General features: G+C 74.2%; 14 protein-coding genes. 10 read left to right on the top strand and 4 right to left on the bottom strand.

All coding sequences use genetic code 11. From position 1 onward, the window contains the following. Positions 1-33: 33 nt before the first annotated feature. From AB0N31_RS29905 to AB0N31_RS29895, 3 genes are all read left to right on the top strand, one after another. The gene (locus tag AB0N31_RS29905) at positions 34-1,455 is read left to right on the top strand and encodes a HEAT repeat domain-containing protein (protein ID WP_366061573.1); all 1,422 of its coding nucleotides are present in this window, start codon (positions 34-36) and stop codon (positions 1,453-1,455) included. A 168-nt stretch (positions 1,456-1,623) separates the two neighbouring features. Then, positions 1,624-2,751, top strand: a complete 1,128-nt coding sequence (locus tag AB0N31_RS29900) for a glycosyltransferase family 1 protein (protein WP_366061572.1) — start codon at positions 1,624-1,626, stop codon at positions 2,749-2,751. After that, entirely contained in the window at positions 2,748-3,974 is a 1,227-nt protein-coding gene (locus AB0N31_RS29895; RefSeq protein WP_366061571.1) for a glycosyltransferase, read from the top strand. The genes AB0N31_RS29900 and AB0N31_RS29895 overlap by 4 nt, the downstream gene beginning before the upstream one ends. Before the next feature lie 16 nt (positions 3,975-3,990). On the opposite strand, the gene AB0N31_RS29890 is transcribed toward AB0N31_RS29895, so the two are convergent. The 3 genes from AB0N31_RS29890 to AB0N31_RS29880 form a co-directional block, all read right to left on the bottom strand. Further along, a complete protein-coding gene (locus tag AB0N31_RS29890; RefSeq protein ID WP_366061570.1) occupies positions 3,991-4,860 on the bottom strand; it encodes a biotin-dependent carboxyltransferase family protein in 870 nt (289 codons plus the stop codon). Between the two features lie 310 nt (positions 4,861-5,170). After that, positions 5,171-5,797 (bottom strand): allophanate hydrolase subunit 1, encoded by a 627-nt coding sequence (locus AB0N31_RS29885; RefSeq protein WP_366061569.1) that lies wholly within the window; start codon positions 5,795-5,797, stop codon positions 5,171-5,173. After that, positions 5,794-6,546: a 5-oxoprolinase subunit PxpA gene (locus AB0N31_RS29880; RefSeq protein WP_366061568.1), complete on the bottom strand. Its 753-nt coding sequence runs from the start codon at positions 6,544-6,546 to the stop codon at positions 5,794-5,796. The genes AB0N31_RS29885 and AB0N31_RS29880 overlap by 4 nt, the downstream gene beginning before the upstream one ends. Positions 6,547-6,697: 151 nt before the next feature. Between AB0N31_RS29880 and AB0N31_RS29875 the strand changes: the two genes are divergently transcribed. The 4 genes from AB0N31_RS29875 (at position 6,698) to AB0N31_RS29860 (ending at position 15,001) form a co-directional block, all read left to right on the top strand. Next, the gene (locus AB0N31_RS29875; protein WP_366061567.1) at positions 6,698-7,402 is read left to right on the top strand and encodes a GntR family transcriptional regulator; all 705 of its coding nucleotides are present in this window, start codon (positions 6,698-6,700) and stop codon (positions 7,400-7,402) included. Positions 7,403-7,692: 290 nt separating this feature from the next. Continuing rightward, positions 7,693-9,219 (top strand): hypothetical protein, encoded by a 1,527-nt coding sequence (locus AB0N31_RS29870; RefSeq protein WP_366061566.1) that lies wholly within the window; start codon positions 7,693-7,695, stop codon positions 9,217-9,219. 153 nt (positions 9,220-9,372) lie between these two features. Continuing rightward, positions 9,373-10,248, top strand: a complete 876-nt coding sequence (locus AB0N31_RS29865) for a hypothetical protein (RefSeq protein WP_366061565.1) — start codon at positions 9,373-9,375, stop codon at positions 10,246-10,248. A 139-nt stretch (positions 10,249-10,387) separates the two neighbouring features. Then, positions 10,388-15,001: a hypothetical protein gene (locus tag AB0N31_RS29860; RefSeq protein WP_366061564.1), complete on the top strand. Its 4,614-nt coding sequence runs from the start codon at positions 10,388-10,390 to the stop codon at positions 14,999-15,001. 188 nt (positions 15,002-15,189) lie between these two features. Here AB0N31_RS29860 and AB0N31_RS29855 read toward each other — a convergent pair whose 3' ends face one another. Beyond that, positions 15,190-15,816: a hypothetical protein gene (locus AB0N31_RS29855; RefSeq protein WP_366061563.1), complete on the bottom strand. Its 627-nt coding sequence runs from the start codon at positions 15,814-15,816 to the stop codon at positions 15,190-15,192. A gap of 420 nt (positions 15,817-16,236) precedes the next feature. Between AB0N31_RS29855 and AB0N31_RS29850 the strand changes: the two genes are divergently transcribed. Genes AB0N31_RS29850 through AB0N31_RS29840 form a run of 3 tightly spaced genes read left to right on the top strand, consistent with a single transcriptional unit; the run spans position 16,237 to position 19,970 of the window. Then, entirely contained in the window at positions 16,237-19,134 is a 2,898-nt protein-coding gene (locus AB0N31_RS29850) for a nitrate- and nitrite sensing domain-containing protein (protein ID WP_366061589.1), read from the top strand. Further along, positions 19,131-19,565: a roadblock/LC7 domain-containing protein gene (locus AB0N31_RS29845; RefSeq protein WP_366061562.1), complete on the top strand. Its 435-nt coding sequence runs from the start codon at positions 19,131-19,133 to the stop codon at positions 19,563-19,565. The genes AB0N31_RS29850 and AB0N31_RS29845 overlap by 4 nt, the downstream gene beginning before the upstream one ends. A 9-nt stretch (positions 19,566-19,574) precedes the next feature. Beyond that, a complete protein-coding gene (locus tag AB0N31_RS29840; RefSeq protein ID WP_366061561.1) occupies positions 19,575-19,970 on the top strand; it encodes a DUF742 domain-containing protein in 396 nt (131 codons plus the stop codon).

Below are 19,970 nucleotides of genomic sequence, written 5' to 3'. Positions count from 1 at the left end.
GTTGCGTCGACGCTTGATGTGAGGCTGTTTCCCATGTTCGATCCGTTCATAGCGCCCAGCGGTACGCTGCTCGGCCTGCTCCAGCGGGGCCGCGGCGACGGCACACTCCACGCGCTCACCGCCCCCCGCGCCGAGGCGCTCGCGGCACTCGACCACTGCGTGCTGCGCGATCCGCGCCACGACTGGCAGGTGGAGAACCGCTCCCTCTACTACGCCCGTCTCTACCTCGACCTGGGCGGTGGCCTCGACGAGATCGAGGCGCACCTCTTCGACGTCGAGGACGCCTTCGACACCGAGGAGAGCCGTACCGGCCTGAGCCTGGCGGTCCTCGGCCACCTCGCCTCCTACGGCAGGCGCGACGCCCTCGACCTGCTGCGCAGGTACGCCGCCTCGGGCTCCAACTGGGCCTGGGCGCTGGACGAACTCGCCCTGCGCGACGACGACGCCGGCCTGCGCGCCCTCGCCGCCCCCGTGCTCGCGCGGTTCGCCACCGATCCCGAGGGGGAGGCCCGACTGGCCGCCGTCGTACGGGACGCGTTCGAGCCCCGGCCCTGGCGGCTGTGGGCCGAGGACCCCCGCGAGTACGTCTCCGCGCGCGTGCGCGCCGCCCAGGAAGCCGGATGCTTCGACCGCTGGCAGCGGCAGATGAGCCCCACCGGTCCCCGCCCCGGCTGGAGCGTGCGGGCCGTGTTCGAGTGGGCCCAACAGGGCATCGAACGGGGTGCCGCGCTCCATGTCCCCGCCGCCCGCTGCCTCACCGCCGTGGCCGGGCCCGAGGACCGCGCGGAGATCGTGCGGGCGGCCCAGGACGGGACCGAGGGAGCCCGGTGCACCGCCCTGCGCTATCTCGCCGATCACGACGACCCCGAGGCCCCCGACCTGATCGAGCAGGCCGTGGCGACGGGCAGCAGGTTCGTCGTGGAGGCCGCCGTCGACGCCTTCGAACGCATGCGCAGCGGCGCCGCGGTCGACCGGGCCCGCGGCTGGGCCCACCGACCCGACGCCCTGGGCGCCGCGGCCGGGCGGGTGCTCGCCTGCCGGGGCACCGCCCGTGACAGCGACCTGGTCCTCGGCGCCCTGCGCGAGGCCGTGCGCGGCGAGGGCTGCGACGCGCCGACCCTGTGGACCCTGGTCCACGGCGCCGGACGGCTGGGCATCGCCTGCGCGGCCCCGGTACTGCGCCACATCTACCGCGAGACCGCCTCGTCCCATCTGCGCGGGCGCTGCGCCCGCGCGCTCGCCGCCACCGACCCCTCCTTCGCCACCGGCTTCGCCGTCGAGTGCCTGTGGGACTGCGAGGAGACCACCCGAGAGATCGCCGCCCGGCACGCCGAGACCGGCGACGCCCGGGTCGTGGAACGGCTCCGCCGCCTCGCCGCCGACCCCGCCGAGGAGGCGGAGGTCCAGACGGCCGTACGCAGCCGGATCGGGCCCGACGCCGCCTCCGCCATGTGATCGACGGCGGAGGCACATCCGCCGGGTGAACGGCGGACGACCCGCGGGTCAGACGGGCGTGGACGCCGTCTGACCTGCTCGGGCGCGCGGCGCAACGCTCATGGGACGTTTGTCCTCCGGAAAGATCCACTTTGACGCGTACACGTCCTGCGTGGCGACAACACCCGTATGCGTGTCGTCATCGTGACCGAATCCTTTCCCCCCGACGTCAACGGCGTGGCCCACTGCGCGCTCCAGACCGCCCGGCACCTCGTGGACCGCGGCCACCTCCCGCTCGTCGTCGCGCCGGCCACCGCCGCCGGTTCCGGGCCGGACGCCGAAGCGCCCTGCCCCGTCGTCCGCGTCCCCTCCCTCCCGCTTCCGGGCTACCCCCAGGTCCGCGTCGCCCTCCCCAGCCGACGCGTCGCCGCGGCCCTCGCCGACCACCGGGCCGACATGGTCCATCTGGCCGGCCCCTTCGTCCTCGGCGTACGCGGCATGGCCGCCGCCGCCCGGCTCGGCATTCCCGCCGTGGCCGTCTACCAGACCGATCTGGCCGGGTACGCCCGTACCTACGTGCACACCGGCGAGGCGGCCGCCTGGCGCCGCATCCGCTCCGTGCACGCCGCCGCCGACCTCACCCTCGCCCCCTCCAGCGCGGCCCTGCACGACCTGACCACGCACGGCGTGCCCCGGGTCAGGCTGTGGCCGCGCGGCGTCGACGCCGTCCGCTTCCGCCCCGACCTCCGCGACGAGGCGCTGCGCCGGGAACTCGCCCCGAACGGCGAGGTGATCGTCGGCTACGTCGGGCGACTCGCCCCCGAGAAGCAGGTCGAACTCCTCTCCGGCGTCTGCGGCCTGGACGGCGTGCGCGTCGTGGTGGTGGGCGACGGGCCCGCCCGGCCGGGACTCGCCGAGGCACTGCCCGGCGCGGTCTTCCTCGGCCGCCGCACCGGTGACGACCTCGCCCGCGTCTTCGCCTCGCTGGACGTCTTCGCGCACACCGGGCCCTTCGAGACGTTCTGCCAGACCGTCCAGGAGGCCATGGCGAGCGGCGTCCCGGTCGTCGCGCCCGCCGCCGGCGGACCACGGGACCTGGTCGACCACGGGCGCACCGGCCTGCTGGTCCCGCCGCGCGACGCCGGCGCCGTGCGCGACGCGGTCGCCGCCCTGGCCGCCGACCCGGCGCGCCGGAGGGCCTACGGGGACGCCGGACGGGCCATGGTCGAGGGCCGCACCTGGGCCGCCGTCGGCGACCAGCTGATCGGCCACTACGGCGACGTCCTCACCGCGCGCCGGCCGGTGGTGGCCGCATGAGCGCCGGACCGCTGCGGATCGTCCGTCTCGCCAACTTCGTCGCGCCCGCCTCGGGCGGACTGCGCACGGCGCTGCGCGAACTGGGCAAGGGCTACCGCGCCGCCGGACATGAACCGGTCCTGGTCGTGCCGGGCGACCGGGCGAGCGACCGCGCCACCGAACAGGGCAGGGTGATCACCCTGCCCGGACCGCTGCTGCCCGGCACCGGCGGCTACCGCGTCCTCACCGACAAGCGGCGTGTCGCCCGCCTGCTCGAGCACCTGGAACCGGACCGCCTCGAGGTCTGCGACCGTACGACGCTGCGCTGGACCGGCAAGTGGGCGCGGCGGGCCCGGGTGCCCGCCGTCATGGTCTCCCACGAGACCGCCGACGGCGTGCTGCGCACGTGGGGGCTGTCGGAGGGTGCCGCCCGGCGAGCCGCCGACTCGCTCAACGTCCGTACGGCGCACAGCTACGCGCGCGTGGTCTGTACGACCGGGTTCGCCGAGCGGGAGTTCGTGCGCATCGGCGCCCGGAACGTGATGCGGGCGCCGCTCGGCGTCGACCTGGTCGAACGGCACCCCGCGCTGGCCGACACGCGGCTGCGGGCCCGGTACGCGCGAGACGACCGGACGCTGCTGGTGACGTGCACCCGACTGTCCGTGGAGAAGCGCCCCGGTACGGCGCTGGACGCGCTCGAGTCCCTGGTGCGCCGTGGCACGCGCGCGGTGCTGGTGGTGGCCGGCGACGGGCCGCTGCGAGGCCGGCTCGAACGGCGGGCCCGGGAACGCGGGCTGCCTGTCGCCTTCCTGGGACACGTCTCCGACCGCGGCCTGCTCGGCGCTCTCCAGGCCTGCGCCGACGTGTGTCTCGCACCGGGGCCCGCGGAGACGTTCGGGCTCGCCGCGCTGGAGGCCATGGCCTGCGGCACGCCCGTGGTCGCCAGCGTCTCCTCGGCGCTGCCCGAGGTGATCGGGGCCGCCGGGGCGACCGCGGCGGACCACGGGGACGCGTTCGCGGACGCCGTGGAGGAACTGCTGGCGCGGCCCCCCGTGGAGCGGCGCGAGGCGGCACGCGCGCGTGCGGAGCGCTTCGGGTGGGCAACGGCGGTGGAGACCTTCCTGGCGGCGCACGACGCGACGGTGCTCACCCGGTCGGGAACGGGAGCGGGGGACGACATGGCGGGAGTGTCGCGCTCCGACGGAGGCGACGGTCCCGTCCGGACGGTTCCGTCCCGGTGCTGACGCCGGCCGGGGTGCGTCAGCGACCGCGTACCGCCACGAAGCGCACCGGGGTGCCCGGTGCCGCCTGGGCGGCGTACGGGAGGTCGGAGGGGCGGACGACCCCGATCACCGGGTAGCCCCCGGTGGTCGGGTGGTCCGCCAGGAAGACCACCGGTCTGCCGTCGGGCGGGACCTGCACGGCACCCAGGACCATTCCCTCGCTCGGGAGTTCGCCCGTCGCCGCCCGGTCCAGCGCGGGTCCCTCGGTGCGCAGCCCGATGCGGTTGCTCGCCGCGGACACGCGGTACGCGCGCGAGGTGAACACCCGGACCGCCTCAGGCGTGAACCAGTCGTCGCGCGGGCCCAGGGTGACCCGGAGGACCAGTTCGGCCGGAGGCGCGGGCTGCGGGGCGACGTCCACGTGCGCGCACGGCGCGCCCGCCCGCCCCAGGGGCAGGACCGTGCCGTCGGTGAGGGGCGCGGGACCGAGGCCCGAGAGGAGGTCCGTCGAGCGGCTGCCGAGGACGGGGTCGAGGGCTATGCCGCCGCCCACGGCGACACAGCTCCGTACGCCGGAGACGGCCCGGCCGACGTCCAGGACGGCTCCCGCGGGCACCCGCACGGGCGTTCCCCAGGCGGCGGGCCGACCGTCCACGACGACCCGGCACGGAGCGCCGGTGACGGCCACGGTGACCGCGCACCGAGGGCGCACGGCACAGCCGTCGAGGGTCGTCTCCAGGACGGCCGCCCCGGGCGGGTTCCCGACGAGCCGGTTGCCGAGCGCCGCGGCGGGCGCGTCCAGGGCTCCGGAGCGCGGCACGCCGAGATGGGCGTGGCCGGGGCGGCCCCGGTCCTGCACGGTGGTCAGCGCCCCGGCGCGGACGACGACGAGCGCACGGTCCGTCATACGGCGTCCTCTCGCGCGTGGGCGACGCGGGTGCCCTCGGCGGCGCGGCCGGGCGCGCGGCTCGTGCTGTGCCGCAGGAGGGAGCCGGCCGTGGGCCGCGAGCCCGGCCGGGCTCGGCCGGTGCCCGCGCGTCTCGGGCGGCGCGCCGTGGCGAGGGCACTCCCGCCACGGCCACGTGGCACCGGCACCGGCATCGAGCCGCTCCCGCCGCAGCGGCGCGGCATCGGTACCCGGCCGCCGACGCCGTAGCGCAGTGGCACCGGTACCCGGCCGTCGATGCCGCAGCGGCGTGGCACCGGCATGAGGACGTTCATGCCGCACCCTCCCGGTCCGTCGGGACGAAGCGCACGCGCGTGCCCGGTGCCAGCAGCGCGGCCGGCACGCGCGTGTGGTCCCACAGCACGGCAGGCGTGGTCCCGATCAGCTGCCAGCCGCCCGGCGAGGAGCGTGGATAGACCCCCGTGTACGGGCCCGCCAGCGCCACCGACCCGGCCGGCACGGCGGTGCGCGGGGTCGCCCGGCGCGGGACGTCGTAGCGCGACGGCAGGCCCGTGAGGTAGCCGAAGCCGGGTGCGAAGCCGCAGAAGGCGACGCGGAACTCGGTGGCCGCGTGGATGCGGGCCACCTCCAGGGCGCGGACGCCCCAGTGGGCGGCGACCTCGGCCAGGTCGGGGCCGTCGTACCGCACCGGCAGTTCGATCACCTCACCCGTGAGCGGGGGAGCGGGCGGCACGGCGGCCGTGGTCAGTTCGGCGGCCCAGCGGGCCCGGTCGGCCAGACCGTCGAGGAGGACCGTACGGGCCGCCGGGACGATCTCGCGCACGGTCAGCGAGCCCTCCGCGCGGCGCCGCAGCAACTCGGCGTGGAGGGCTTGGGCCTCCGCACCGGAGGTCACCTCGACGAGCAGGGCGTCCTGGCCGACGGGCAGCGCCCTCATGCGAACGCCGCCACGCGCACCCCGGACTCCTCCAGCCGCCGCCGGACCCGGCGGGCCAGCTCCACCGCGCCGGGCGTGTCGCCGTGCAGGCAGAGGGAACGCGCGCGTACCCCGATGCGCGACCCCGCGCGGGAGGTGACCTCTCCGAGCCTGGCCAGGCTCACCGACCGCTCGACGACGGCGTCCGCGTCGGTGATCACGGCCCCGTCCCGGCCACGGGGCACCAGTGTGCCCTCCTCGGTGTAGGCGCGGTCCGCGAACGCCTCCGTGACGGCGGACAGCCCCGCCTTCCCGGCCAGCTCCAGCAGGCGCGAGCCCGGCAGCCCGAGCACGGGCAGCGTCGCGTCGGCCAGGAGCACGCCGTCGACCACCGCCGCCGCCTGCTCCTCGTCGTGCACGACCCGGTTGTAGAGCGCGCCGTGCGGTTTGACGTACGCCACGCGGGCGCCCGCCGCGCGAGCGAAGACCTCCAGGGCACCGATCTGGTAGGCCACCTCGGCGGCCAGTTCGGAGGGCGGCACGTCCATCGTGCGCCGCCCGAACCCGGCGAGGTCGCGGTAGGAGACCTGCGCGCCGATCGTCACGCCCCGCTCGGCGGCCAGCTCGCACACCCGCCGCATGGTGGACGCGTCCCCGGCATGGAAGCCGCAGGCCACGTTGGCGCTGGTCACGACGGACAGCAGTTGCTCGTCGTCCGTCAGCTGCCAGCGTCCGAAGCCCTCGCCGAGGTCGGCGTTGAGATCGATCATGCTGTCTCCTGGTCAGGCCACGCGGTACCGCTCGTCGCGGGCATCGGTGAGGAACATCTGTCCCGGAAGGTGTCCGGAAAGGTAGAGGATCGTTGAACGATCCCTCAATACCCCTGTTGTTTCGTCCGGTGTCTGCGGTTGAATTCCGGGCATGGCAGAGCAGCTGGCGGGACTGGCCGACGACCGCGCCCTCCTGGGCCGCACCAGTACGGCCGAACGCGTCTCGGACATCCTCAGGAGCCGTATCGCCGAGGGCTATTTCCCGCCGGGGACGCGCCTGTCGGAGGACAGCATCGGCGGTGCCCTCGGCGTCTCCCGCAACACCCTGCGCGAGGCGTTCCGGCTGCTCACCCACGAACGCCTGCTGGTCCACGAGTTGAACCGGGGCGTGTTCGTCAGGGTCCTGACCGTCGAGGACGTCGAGGACATCCACCGCACGCGCGCCCTCGTCGAGTGCGCCGTCGTACGAGGTCTGGGGGAGCCGCCGTACGCCCTCGGCAACCTCGCCGAAGCCGTCCGGGAGGGGCAGCGGGCGGCGCGCGAAGGTGACTGGAAAGCGTTGGGTACGGCCAACATCCACTTCCACCGGGAACTGGTCGCCCTCGCGGGCAGCGAACGCACCGACGAGCTGATGCGCAGCGTCTTCGCCGAACTGCGTCTGGCCTTCCACGTCGTCGACGACCCCCGTCGGCTGCACGAGCCCTACCTCACCCGCAACCGGCAGATCCTCCAGGCGCTCGAGGCCGGCGGCAGGGACGAGGCGGAGAAGCTGCTCGCCGTGTATCTCGCCGACTCACTGGAACGGATCGTCGAGGTGTACCGGCGGCGGGTGGGCGACGACCCCGCCGGCGGCTGAGGCTCTCCGCGGCGGCTCTGGGGGAGCGCGGCCTGGACCGGCTGCGGCTTCGGCTGTGGCCTCAGCGGGCTGGGGGTCTGGCGGCCTGTGGTTCTGGCGGGGCGTGGCCTTCGAGGCTGGTGGCTTCGGCCGGCCGTGGCTCTCGGGGCTCCGGCTCTGGCGGCCGTCGTCGTCGCGGGCCGCGGCCGGGGCGTCCCGGCGTTCGCGTCGGGCGGTCTCGCGCCGCTGTGACGGGGGTCGCTTCTGCGCTGTTTGGGTCGATGTCAGACCGAGGACCTAGTCTGTGCACCGTGACTTCGCCTGCATCGACGGACCGTGTTCCGCCCCAGCTCAGCGCGGGGCCGCGCCCGGCGCCGGGCCCGGCCGCCGACGAGGGACTGGCGCGGCGGCTGCGCGCGCTCGCCTGCACCGCGCCGATCCACGACCTCGACGCACGCAAGGCCAACCTCGCCGGCGAGTACTCGGTCTACGGCATGGCGGAGATCGCCCTCTCCGCGATCGACCTGGTCACCCTGAACATGGACTTCGACACCGGCGCCGACCACGACCAGATAGTCGCCCGCCTGATCCCGCGCATCGCCGCGCAGGCCCCCCGAAGGCCGGCCGAGGAACACGAGCGCGTCGCCCGCTGGGTCCTGGAGAACCTGATCAACGTCGGCAGCGTCGACCGCGGCTTCCGCGCCGTGTACGGCACCTTCACGCCGGACGGCACCTACGTCCGCCGCGACTACGACTTCAAGCTCCTCGAGGAGGTCCCCGGCCACGGCGGCACGGTCTACCTCCGTACCACGGACGAGGCGGTCAACGTCCTGGTGGGCGCCCTCGACACCGACGTCACCAGCGCGCAGATCGCCGCCGAGGTCAAGCTCGAGGTCCTCGTCCGCCGCGGCCGCCTGGCCGACGCCCAACTCGCCGCCGAGCAGGCCCGCTACCGGACCGTGCAGTACTCGGAAACGCTGCGCCGGGCCCTGGAGGCGACCCGGCGCAACGTCCGCGCGGTGGACTGGCTCAACGCCGTGCCCGACATGATCGCCGAGGCCCTCGACCACGTGGCCGACCGCTACCGCCACGAGAACGCGATCCTCACCAACATCCGCAAGGCCCGCGACGAGATCGAGGACGCGGAGAACAAGCGGCGGGCCGCCGAACTCGTCGACATCGTCAAGGACTGCATCCGCCGCCACACCCAACTGCAGTCCCGGCTGCTGGAGGCCGGACCGCTGTTCCGCGCCGAGCAGGACCGGCAGGCCTTCGCCACCCCCATGACGTCGTCGGGAATAGACCTCTACGGGCATCTCGTCGCCCCCGTGCTGCCGTTGCCGCTGGAGGAGGCGGTCCGGGTCACCGACGCGTTCTTCGCGCACGGGACGGGACTGCGGACACCGGTGTCCGTCCGGGTGGGTGATCTCGTCGACCTGCTGCTGACGCCACCGGTGGAGCGGGAGCACCTCGGCGCCGAGATGCCGGAGCCGGACCTCATCGCGACACCCGACGACAGCCGGTTCAGCGAGGAGCAGCTGGCCGCCGCGATGGAACTGCTGGACCTGCCCGCCGACGCGCCGCGGCGGCTGTCGGGCCTCCTCGCGCAAGCACGCGGACGAGATCCCGAACTGCCCTACCTGGTGGCCCTGCTGGCGGTGCACGCGGCCAGCCCGGCGGTCGGCACGGCCTATCGGCAGGGCGAGCCGAAGCTGTTGTTCGCCGTCGACGACGGGACCGAACTGGACGATCCGGAGTTCGGCGGGGCCGACCTGATCGTGGGCACGGCGCTGCTGGACGCGGCGGGGATGGCCGCGGATCGGACGGAAGCGGCATGAGGCGGTCCCCGAAGCGAAGCGGCACGAGCCGGATCCGGAAGCGGAACGACACGAACCGGCCGCCGAAGCACAAGAGCGAACGTCCCCGCAGGACGCCCGCAAGAACGAGCACCCCCGCAGCAACGCGCACCCCCGCAGCAAGGAGCCGAAACCGTGACCGAGCACGTCGACCGGAGTGAGCCCGAGGCCGCCGCGCCGGTCTCCGCCGTCGTCACTCCCGCCGACGCCGCCGACGCGGCGCGGCTCGTCGCCTTCGGGCTCCAGCCCAGACTCCAGCCCGCGCGCGACCAGGAGTACACCGACCTGCTGCGGCGCTACCGCGAGGACCCGCCGTTCGCGCGGCTCGCGGACGCCGTGGCCACCGGGCTGGGACTGATCGTGCTGGAGGTGTCCCCGCGCGCGGGAATGGCCGTCACCGCCGCCGAGGACTCGGTGTTCGCCGTCCGTATGGGCGACTACGCACGGCGTACGTCCGCCGACTCCGGGGACCGGTTCCTGCACGGTCTGGCCCACCTCGCCGTCGCCGCGATGGCGTTCCCCCGGCCCGAGGACCTGGCCGACGACGGCTACATCGGCCGGGTCAGCGTCAACGGCGTCGACGCCTTCGTGCGCCAGGCCTGCCGCCGGCTGGAGGAGCGGGCGGAACGGCAGGGCGAGAACACCGACCCCGCGACCGACGCCCCGGGTCTGGAGGCCGCCTGGCGCATCTGGGCCAGACGCAGCGCCGCCGGTGCCACCAAGGACGCCCGCCGGCTCGCCGGTTCGACGACCGGCATCGTCGGCAAGGCCGTCGCGTTCCTCACCGACTCCGGGTTCCTCCAGCGCACCGGCGACGACAACGGCGGCACGTACCGGACCACCGCCCGCTATCAGCTCCAGGTCCGCGACATGGCGGGGAACGCGGCCATGGCCGAGCTGCTGGAACTGGGCATTGTCCCGGTCACCGACGGCGCACCGACCCTGCTGCCCCCCGAGGAGTCCGACGACCTGGAACTCGTCGCCGACGCGGGGCTGCCGTTCCACTCCTGAAGCCGCCCGAGCCTCCCAAGGCTTGCCGGGACCTCCCGCGGCTTCCGGGGACTCCGCGAACTCCACGCAGCCCCGAGGCCCGGGCAGTTCCCCGGAGCACCGATCCACCGCACCTTCCGAAGACTTACGAGAGTCCGCCATGTACGAGCTGTCCCGGGTCCGCCTCTACTCGATCGGGCCCGCCGGTGCGCGCTATGCCGACACCGTGCTTGACCTGCGAGGCGTGGGCGACGTCGTGCCCGATCCCGCACCCACGCAGGCGGAGTTCTTCGAGGACGAGCCCGTCGGCCCGCCGCGCCGGCCCGCGCCCGCGGGCGTGCTCTTCCTGGAGAACGGCGGCGGCAAGTCCGTCCTGCTCAAGCTGATCTTCTCGGTGATGCTGCCCGGCCACCGCAACACCCTCGGCGGCGCCAGCTCCGGCGTTCTGCGCAAGTTCCTGCTCGCCGACGACTGCGGTCATGTCGCCCTGGAGTGGCAGCACGTGCTGACCGGCGAGTGCGTGGTCGTCGGCAAGGCCAGCGAGTGGCGCGGCCGCCAGGTGTCCAACGACCCGCGGAAGTTCGCCGAGGCCTGGTACTCCTTCCGCCCCGGCCCCGGCCTCACCCTCGACAACCTTCCCGTCGCCGAGTCCACCGCCGTACGGCCGTCCGTCGAGGGTCAGTCGGGGGCTCAGGGCCGCCGGCGCACCATGAAGGGCTTCCGGGACGCGCTCACCGACGCGGGCAAGGCGTACCCGCATCTGGAGGTGCACTGGGAGGAGATCCACGACCGGTGGATCGAGCACCTCGGCGAGCTCGGCCTCGACCCCGAACTCTTCCGCTACCAGCGGGAGATGAACGCCGACGAGGGAGAGGCCGCCGGCCTCTTCGCGGTCAAGAAGGACTCCGACTTCACCGACCTGCTGCTGCGCGCCGTGACGGACACACGGGACACCGACGGTCTCGCCGACCTCGTGGGCGGCTTCGGCAACAAGCTGGGCCGGCGCGCCGAGCTGATCGCCGAACGCGATTTCACCGCAGGCTCGGTGGACCTGCTCGGGCGCATCGTCGAGGCCGCGGACGCGCGGGCACGCGCGCGTGACGTCCACGCCGGTGCCGAGCGCCGCACCCGCACCCTCGCGCGCCGGCTCACCGCCCGTGGCCTGCGGGAGCGCACCCGTGCCGCGGACCTGGCCCAGCGGGTCACCGCCGCCGCCTACGCCGTCACGCACTCCGAGGGCGCCCGCGAGCGCAGCGCGCTGATCGCCGCCGAACTCGCCTTCCGGCACGCCTCCTTGGCGCTCGCCGCCGCGGAGAAGTCCGCCGCCGCCCAGAAGCGGGAACTCGCCGAAGCCCGCACCCTGCACGCCGCCTGGCAGGCCGCCGAGGTCTCCCTGCGCCAGCGCGCCGCCGCCGACCGGGTCGCGCGCGTGTCCGCCGCCATCCAGGAGGCAGAGCGGGACGCCGCCCCGGCGCTGGCCGCCCGCGCCAAGGCCGCCGCCGACCTCGTCCGCGCCCTGCACGCCGCCGCCGCGAACGCCGAGACCCTCGCCAACGAGGAGGAGGAACGCTCCGCAGCGCTCCAGGACGTCGGCGAGGCCGCCCACCGGGACGCCACCTCCGCCGCCACCGAGGCGCAGCGCGCCCGCAGCGAGGCCGGCCACCTGCGCCAGCGCCTCACCGAGGTCGAGCAGGAGACCGCCGAAGCGGTCCGCGCCGGCTGGCTGGACGACAGCGCGCCCGACGCCGACCCCGCGCGCGCCGCCCTCGCCGCCAGCGACGCCGAGAAGAGCGCCGTGGCCGCCTGGGACACCGCCCGCGAGGCCGCGCGGGCAGCCGCCGAGCACGCCCGCGAGGCCGCCTCGGCCGAGTCCCGCGCCGAGCTGACCGCGGCCCGGGCCGCGGACGCGGCGACGGCCGCACAACGGTCGTACGAGGCCGAGCGCCGGCTCGCCGAGGGCCTCGCGAGCGAGGAACGGCTGGCCGAACTGCTCGGCCTGACCGGTGGCGCGAGCGCGCGGATCATCCCGCAGCCGCGCCAGGAGGGCGAGGCCGAGGGCACCGGGCTCACGCCCGAGGACCTCGACCGCTACGCCGAGGAGCTGCGCGAACTCCTCGACGACACCGTCTCCTCCGCCGAGCGGCAGCTGTTCGAGCTGCGGACCGCCGCCGCCGACGACTCCCGCATCCTCGGCGCACTCGGCGACGGTGGACTCCTGCCGCCCGGCCCGGACGTGCTCGCGACGGTCGAGTTCCTCGGCGAGCACGGCATCCCCGCCCTGCCCGGCTGGCGCTACCTCGCCCAGGCCGTCGACCCCGTCGACCACGCACGCGTCCTCGCCGCCCGGCCGGAACTGGTCGACGGCGTGATCATCACCGACCCGGACTCGCACGCACGCGCGCGCGAAGCGCTCAGCGAGGCCGCGCTGCTGCCCCGGTCCGCCGTGGCCGTCGGCACCGCCGCCGCCCTCCTCGCCCCCACCCCGGCGCCCGGCGCCGACACCCGTGACGTCTTCCTCGTACCGCCGAACCCGGCCATGCACGACGAACACGCAGCCGACGAGGAACGGCAGACGCTGCGCGCGCGGGCCACGGAACGGGACGAGGAGATCCGCCGGCTCGCGGCGCGGCTCGGCAAGGACCGCGAACTGGCGGCCAGGCTCGCCTCCTGGCGCACCGGCTGCCCTGCCGGGCGGCTCACCGAACTGGCGCGGACCACCGAGGAGGCACGCGCCTTCGCCGAGGAGACCGAGGCCGAGCTGGCCGAGGCACGGACCGTGCGCGCGGAGGCCGACGAGGCGGCCGCCGAAGCCGCGCAACTGCGCGACGAGCGGCAGGAGACCGCCCAGAAGGCCCGGCGCGCCGCCGACGCCCTCGCCGGCCTCGCCTTCCGGCTGCGCGAACGCGCCGGCTGGCAGGTCAAGCTGCGTGAACTCGCCGACGAGGCCGCGGAGTCCGAGGCCCGCGCCCAGGCCTGCCTGGAGCGCGCCCGCGCTGCCGACGAGGACCGCCGCGCCGCCCAGCGCGCCGCCGACGACTCCCGCCGCACCGCGCGTGCGCTGCGCGCAGAGCGCTCCGAGATCGCCGGCGCCCCCGACGACGTACCGGAGGACGAGCCGGACGCGCCCAAGGCGTCCCTGCCCGCCCTGCGCGAGGCCTATCGGGCCGCCTCCCAGGTGTACGAGAAGGTGGGCGTCGGCGCCGACCTGCGAGCCGAACAGGCCCGCGCGGAGAGCGACGAGAGCGCGGCCCTGGCCGAGCTGGACCGGCTGAGCAACAAGGTCCGCACCCGCGCGGAGCAGTTGCTCCAGTCACCCGACGGCTCCGACGGGCCGTCCCGGCAGGCAGCCGCCGCGCGCGCGGAGGAGCTGGTCCAGCTCCTGGAGACCCGCGTGTCCAGCACGAGCGAGCAACTCGGCAGGCTCCGCGGCGAGGCCGAACGGAACGCGCCCGAGGACGGCGACGCCCACACCCGGCTGCCCGAGGAGCTCGAGCCGCGCGACGCCGAACACGCACAGGCGCTGCTGCGCACCGCCACCGCCGAACTGGCCTCCCGCGCCGAGGCGTTGACCCAGGCCAGGGAGGCGCACGCTGAACTGCTGGACGCCCACCGTGCCGCCGAGGACGCCGCCGGAGGCTTCGACGAGATCGCCGCCATGCTCCGCGACCTGCTGCGCGAGCACACTCCCGAGGAGGGACAGGAGGCGCCGGAGCCCTACCCGGGCACCCTGGAGGAGGCCCGCCAGTCCGCGGCCGAGGCCCGCCGGTCCCTGCGTGGCTGCGCCGCCGACCTGTCCGCCGCCGAGGCCGCGGTCCGTGAGGCGAGCGACATCCTCGTCCGGCACGCCAACTCCACCCGCTACGAACAGGTGCGCACCCCTGCCCGGCAGCAGATCCGCGAACTGCCCGCCGCCGCGCTGCCCGAGCACGCCCAGAAGTGGGCGGACGCCTTCGCACCCAGGCTCCGCGTCCTCACGGACGAGTTGGAGCAGCTGGAGCGCAATCGCGACTCGATCGTGGACCGGCTGCGCGGCCTCGTGGAGTCGGCGCTCGCCACACTGCGGTCCGCCCAGCGGCTGTCCCGGCTGCCCGAAGGACTCGGCGAGTGGTCCGGGCAGGAGTTCCTGCGCATCCGCTTCGAGGAACCCGACCAGGCCACTCTCACCGAGCGGCTCGGCGAGGTCGTCGACGAGGCCACCCGCGCCGCCGTCAAGAAGAACTCCGACCTGCGGCGCGACGGCATGTCCCTGCTGCTGCGGGGCGTCGGGGCGGCGCTTGAGCCCAAGGGCGTCGCCGTCGAGATCCTCAAGCCGGACGCCGTGCTGCGCGCCGAGCGGGTGCCCGTCGGCCAGATGGGCGACGTCTTTTCCGGTGGCCAGCTGCTCACCGCCGCCATCGCCTTGTACTGCACGATGGCGGCCCTCAGGAGCAACGACCGGGGCCGCGACAAACACCGGCACGCCGGCACACTCTTCCTCGACAACCCCATCGGCCGTGCCAACGCGACCTATCTGCTGGAGCTCCAGCGCGCGGTCTCGGACGCCCTCGGTGTGCAGCTCCTGTACACCACCGGCCTGTTCGACACGACGGCGCTGGCGGAGTTCCCCCTGGTCATCCGCCTGCGCAACGACGCCGACCTCCGGGCCGGCCTGAAGTACATCAGCGTGGAGGAGCACCTCCGCCCGGGACTGCCGCAAACGTCCTCCGGCGAGGCGGGGCACAGCGAGATCACGGCGACGAGGATGTTCAAGCGCCCGGCACCGGTCACCCCGTAGCGCGGCGGCGGGAAACCGCCGCCATGGCGGGCGCCGTCCGAGAGGAAGGACAGGTGACGCCGCGACCGGAGTGATGCGACGGCGGGCGCGGCCGCCCCGGCTGCGAGCCGGAGCGGCCTGCTGAGCGATGCGTCCCGTGAGGCCGGTCTCGGGTCGTCAGGGACGTCCCGAGCTATCGGTCGCAGGTGTCAGGAGTGGGACAGCCGTCCGGCGCCGCCGCTCCTGCGACGTATCCGCTCCTGCGCGCGCCCGGCGACCCGCTCCTGCCGGCGCGCCCGGCGACGCTCACGGCGCAGTGCTCGCGCGGTGCTGCTCGGCGTCGACACGACGCCGTTGCGCTGGTTCCACACCTGGCGGGTCACCCAGACGTCCAGCGCACCCCAGGTGGCCACCACGATGCTGACCACGCTGCTGATGACCATGGGGAAAGCCAGCCAGGATCCGGCCAGCGTGCACAGGAAGGCGACCATGGCCTGAAGCAGAGTCACGGCGATGAGCAGCACCGCCCGCACCGCCGACCTGCGAACAGGGTCGGGAAGCCGACGCCGACGGGCGGGCTCTTCCACCCACAACGGCCGGTACTGCGGCTGCTCCCGCTCCGCCCGGGACGTGACACCGCCCCGGGTCGCCCCCGAGTCGCGGACCTCCTCGGCCACGTCGCCGACGGCCGCCACGGTCACCGGAGGGCCGCTTCGCTCCGTCACCCTGCGCGCCTGGACCGGAATGTCACGATCCGGTGCCTCGGGGTCCCGCAGCGCCGTACCGCGCGCAGCCGTACCGTCCTCGGGCGCCTCGCGCCGCTCCGCCGTGCCCATCAACGTGTCACTCCCCACCGCCGGCAGACCTCTTGCCCCCGGCTCCAAGAACCGGCTCCCCATTGGCTGCCCGGCTTGCGCTCTTTTACGCCGTCCGGGTGCGGCATGCGGCTCCTGTGGCCGATTCCGTCCCCAATTCCCAATGAGTAGGACGCGCAACCCGCCCCGAAGATTCCCGAACTGCGAAAAATTCTGGCCAACTCCACCACGGTGCCGGTCGGATCCCGTCCCCCTCGAAGGTGTTGGTTCCGGGAGGCAATCTCCCGCAATGAACGGACAACTCACCCTGCTGCGACGCCTATGCGGACGTTCCGATTCCGGACGTGTCTTCGAGTTAACGGCGCGTCGGTAGTAGGCTCGCGCCGTTTGTTGACGCACATGCGTACCCCCTGCCGGTGGGGGTTCGAGCTGGGGGAGTCCATGCGCTTTCGCGGGAAGTCGATCCGCCGGAAGATCGTGGCGCTGCTGCTCGTGCCGCTGGTGTCCCTGACCGCCCTGTGGGGCTTCGCCACGGTGCTCACGGGCCGCGAGGCGAACCGCCTGTTCACGGTGTCGAACCTCGTGGAGAAGGTCGGCTACCCCATCGAGGACACCGTCCGGATCGTCCAGCAGGAACGCCGCCAGACCCTGGTCTACCTCGCCGATCCCCGCGCCTCCGACGCGTTGTCCGCCCTGCGCCGTACCCGTACCGCCACCGACGAGGCGCTCGCGGAGATCCGCGCGAACGCCAAGGACTCCGACGTACACGAGGTACTGGACGAGGACGACGGCGAAGGGCTGACGGCGGTCCTCGACGCCTTCGACGGGGTCGACGCCCTGCGCCGCGGTGTCGAAGAGGGAACCGTGACCCGCGCCCAGGCGCTGGACCTCTACAACCGTCTGATCGACCCCTGTTACACGCTGCTGGCCAAGCTCGACGTCGTCGACAGCGTGGAGATGGACAAGCAGTACCGCGCTCTCGTCAGCGTCGCCCGCGCCCGTGAGCTGCTCTCCCGGGAGGACGCCCTGCTCGGCTCCGCCCTGGTCGTGGGCCGGGTCACCCGGGAAGAGATCCGTGACGTCTCCGACCTCGAGGCCCAGCGCAACGTCGTCTACGACATCAGCCTCGCCCAACTGCCCGTCGCGGAGCGCGAACGCTACGAGCGCTTCTGGAAGAACGCCACCACCGCCCCCGTGCGCACGGCGGAACAGGCGGTCGCGTCCACCGAGCCCGGCGAGATGCCCCGCGGGGTCACCGCCAAGACCTGGGACACCGCGGCCGCGAACGTCCTCGACGAACTCGGCACCCTCGACGAGCAGGCGAACGACCGTTACCAGGACCGCGTCCGCCCCGTGGCCGTCGAGGTGATCGTCAAGGCGGTCGTCGCCGGAGTATTCGGCCTCATCGCCCTGCTCGTCTCCCTCGTCCTGTCCGTGCGCATCGGCCGCGGACTCATCCGTGACCTGCGTCAACTGCGCCTGGAGGCGCACGAGGCGTCCGGCGTACGGCTGCCCAGCGTCATGCGCCGCCTCTCCGCGGGCGAACAGATCGACGTCGAGACAGAAGCCCCGCGGCTGAAGTACGACAAGAACGAGATCGGCGAGGTCGGCCAGGCCCTCAACACCCTTCAGCGCGCCGCGGTCGAGGCCGCCGTCAAACAGGCCGAGCTGCGCTCCGGCGTCTCCGAGGTCTTCGTCAACCTCGCCCGCCGAAGCCAGGTCCTGCTCCACAAGCAGCTCACCCTGCTCGACACCATGGAGCGCCGCACCGAGGACACCGAGGAACTCGCCGACCTCTTCCGCCTCGACCACCTCACCACCCGCATGCGACGGCACGCCGAGGGCCTGGTGATCCTCTCCGGCGCCGCCCCCTCGCGGCAGTGGCGCAAGCCCATCCAACTGATGGACATCGTGCGCGCCGCCGTCGCCGAGGTCGAGGACTACGAACGCATCGAGGTCCGCCGCCTCCCTCGTGTCGCCGTCACCGGCCCCGCCGTCGCCGACCTCACGCATCTCGTGGCCGAGCTCCTGGAGAACGCCACCGTGTTCTCCCCGCCGCACACCGCCGTCCAGGTCCTCGGCGACCGGGTCGCCAACGGCTTCACGCTGGAGATCCACGACCGCGGCCTCGGCATGGCGCCCGAGGCGCTCCTGGACGCCAACCTCCGGCTCGCCGAGACGCCGGAGTTCGAACTGTCCGACACCGACCGGCTGGGCCTCTTCGTGGTCAGCAGGCTCGCCCAGCGTCAGAACGTCCGCGTCTCCCTGCAGCCCTCCCCGTACGGCGGCACGACCGCGGTCGTCTTCATCCCCGACGCCCTGCTCACCGACGACGTCCCCGACACCAACGGCATCGGCTTCCGGCTCGACCGCCCCCGGCCCGGGAAGGAGACGGAGCCCGCGAGGAGCCGCAGGTCCGCGCTGGCCCAGACGCCGGTGCAGCTCCCCGGCACGCCCGCGCTGCTGGACGGCCCGGTCGAACTGGAGGCTCCGGTCGACCTGGACGCCTTCGGCGGCTTCCCGGTCCCCCTGGACGACGACAGCGGCGAGCGGGGCGGCCTGTTCCGTACCAGCCGCTCCCTCACCCGCACGCCGGACGGCCCGGTGCCCGATGCCGTCGAGCAGCGCCGTCGGCCGACCGACGTCCGGAGCGACCCGGACCGTCCCGCGACGGGCGACCCGGCCGCCCCCGTGCCCCTGCCGAGCCGGAGAACCCCGAAGCTGGTCAGCTCGCACGGCCGTCCGGTCACCGATCAGCGGCCCCGACGCGCGGGTGCGGAGACGGGCACGGGCGAAGAACCCCCGTCGCGGCCGACCGGAGGGCGGCCGGAGCAGGACGGCCCGGCCCCGCTGCCCTCCCGCCGTCGCGGCGCGACGCCACAGATACCGCGGAGCACCGGTGCCGCCGAGCACTCCGGCGACAGCGCCGGCCGGCCGCCGCAGCCACCCGCCCTGCCGAGCCGCAGCCGAAGGCCCGCCGGCCCGGACGAGACGGCCGACCTCACGCGCAAGCCGCCCCACCAGGCCGAGGAACCGGTGCCGGGCGGTCCCGAGGGCCTCACCGGGTCTCCTGGCGACACGGCTCATGGCACCGGCTCCGGTACGGGTGCCCTGCCCCGGCGTGTACGGCAGGCGAACCTGGCCCCGCAGCTGCGGCAGGGCCCCGAGCAGCCCGCCCAGGACCGCTCGAACCCTGCCGACCGTGACGCGGACGAGGTCCGCAGCCGCATGGCCTCGCTCCAGCGCGGCTGGCAGCGCGGCCGCGCGGAGAACGCCGCGGACGACGATGCCCACAGCGGTACAGCACCACAACGAACGACAAAGGGGGACGGTCGATGACCGCACCGAAGGCGACCCGCCACACCACGACCGACAACGGCGAACTGAACTGGCTCCTCGACGACCTCGTCGACCGCGTCGGCAGCATCCGCAAGGCCGTCGTCCTTTCCGGCGACGGCCTGCCGACGGGAGCCTCCAAGGACCTGAGCCGGGAGGACAGCGAGCACCTGGCCGCTGTGGCCTCCGGATTCCACAGCCTCGCCAAGGGCGTCGGGCGCCACTTCGAGGCCGGCAGCGTCCGCCAGACCGTCGTGGAACTCGACGAGGCCTTCCTGTTCGTCACCGCCGCGGGCGACGGCAGCTGCCTCGCAGTCCTCGCGGACGCCGACTCGGACGTCGGACTGGTGGCGTACGAGATGACGCTGCTGGTGAAGCGGGTCGGCGTACATCTGGGTACCGCCCCGCGCACCGATCTGCCCGCCGGCGGGTAGTGGGACGGTATGAGGACAGACGGACAGGGAAGCAGCCACTGGTTCGACGACGAGGCCGGACCAGTCGTCCGTCCGTACGCCATGACGCGCGGCCGCACCACCAGTGCGGTCCAGCACCGTCTCGACCTGATCGCGGTCGTCGTGGCCGAACCCCAGGCCGACGACCCGGACGCGGACCTCGCGCTGTCCCCGGAACACGTCGACATCGTGGACCTGTGCCGGGACGCCCCCCAGTCGGTCGCCGAACTCGCCGCCGGACTCGACCTGCCCGTCGGGGTGGTACGGGTCCTCGTCGGGGATCTCGTGGACGCGGAATTCGTCCATGTGAACCGGCCCGTACCCCCGGCCGAGCTGCCGGACGAGAGTATTCTGCGCGACGTGATCAACGGCCTCCGAGCGTTGTGA

The organism is Streptomyces sp. NPDC051051, assembly GCF_040682975.1.
GTDB lineage: Bacteria > Actinomycetota > Actinomycetes > Streptomycetales > Streptomycetaceae > Streptomyces.
The sequence above is the reverse complement of the archived record's forward strand: the minus strand, read 5'-3'. Positions and strand labels throughout refer to the sequence as shown.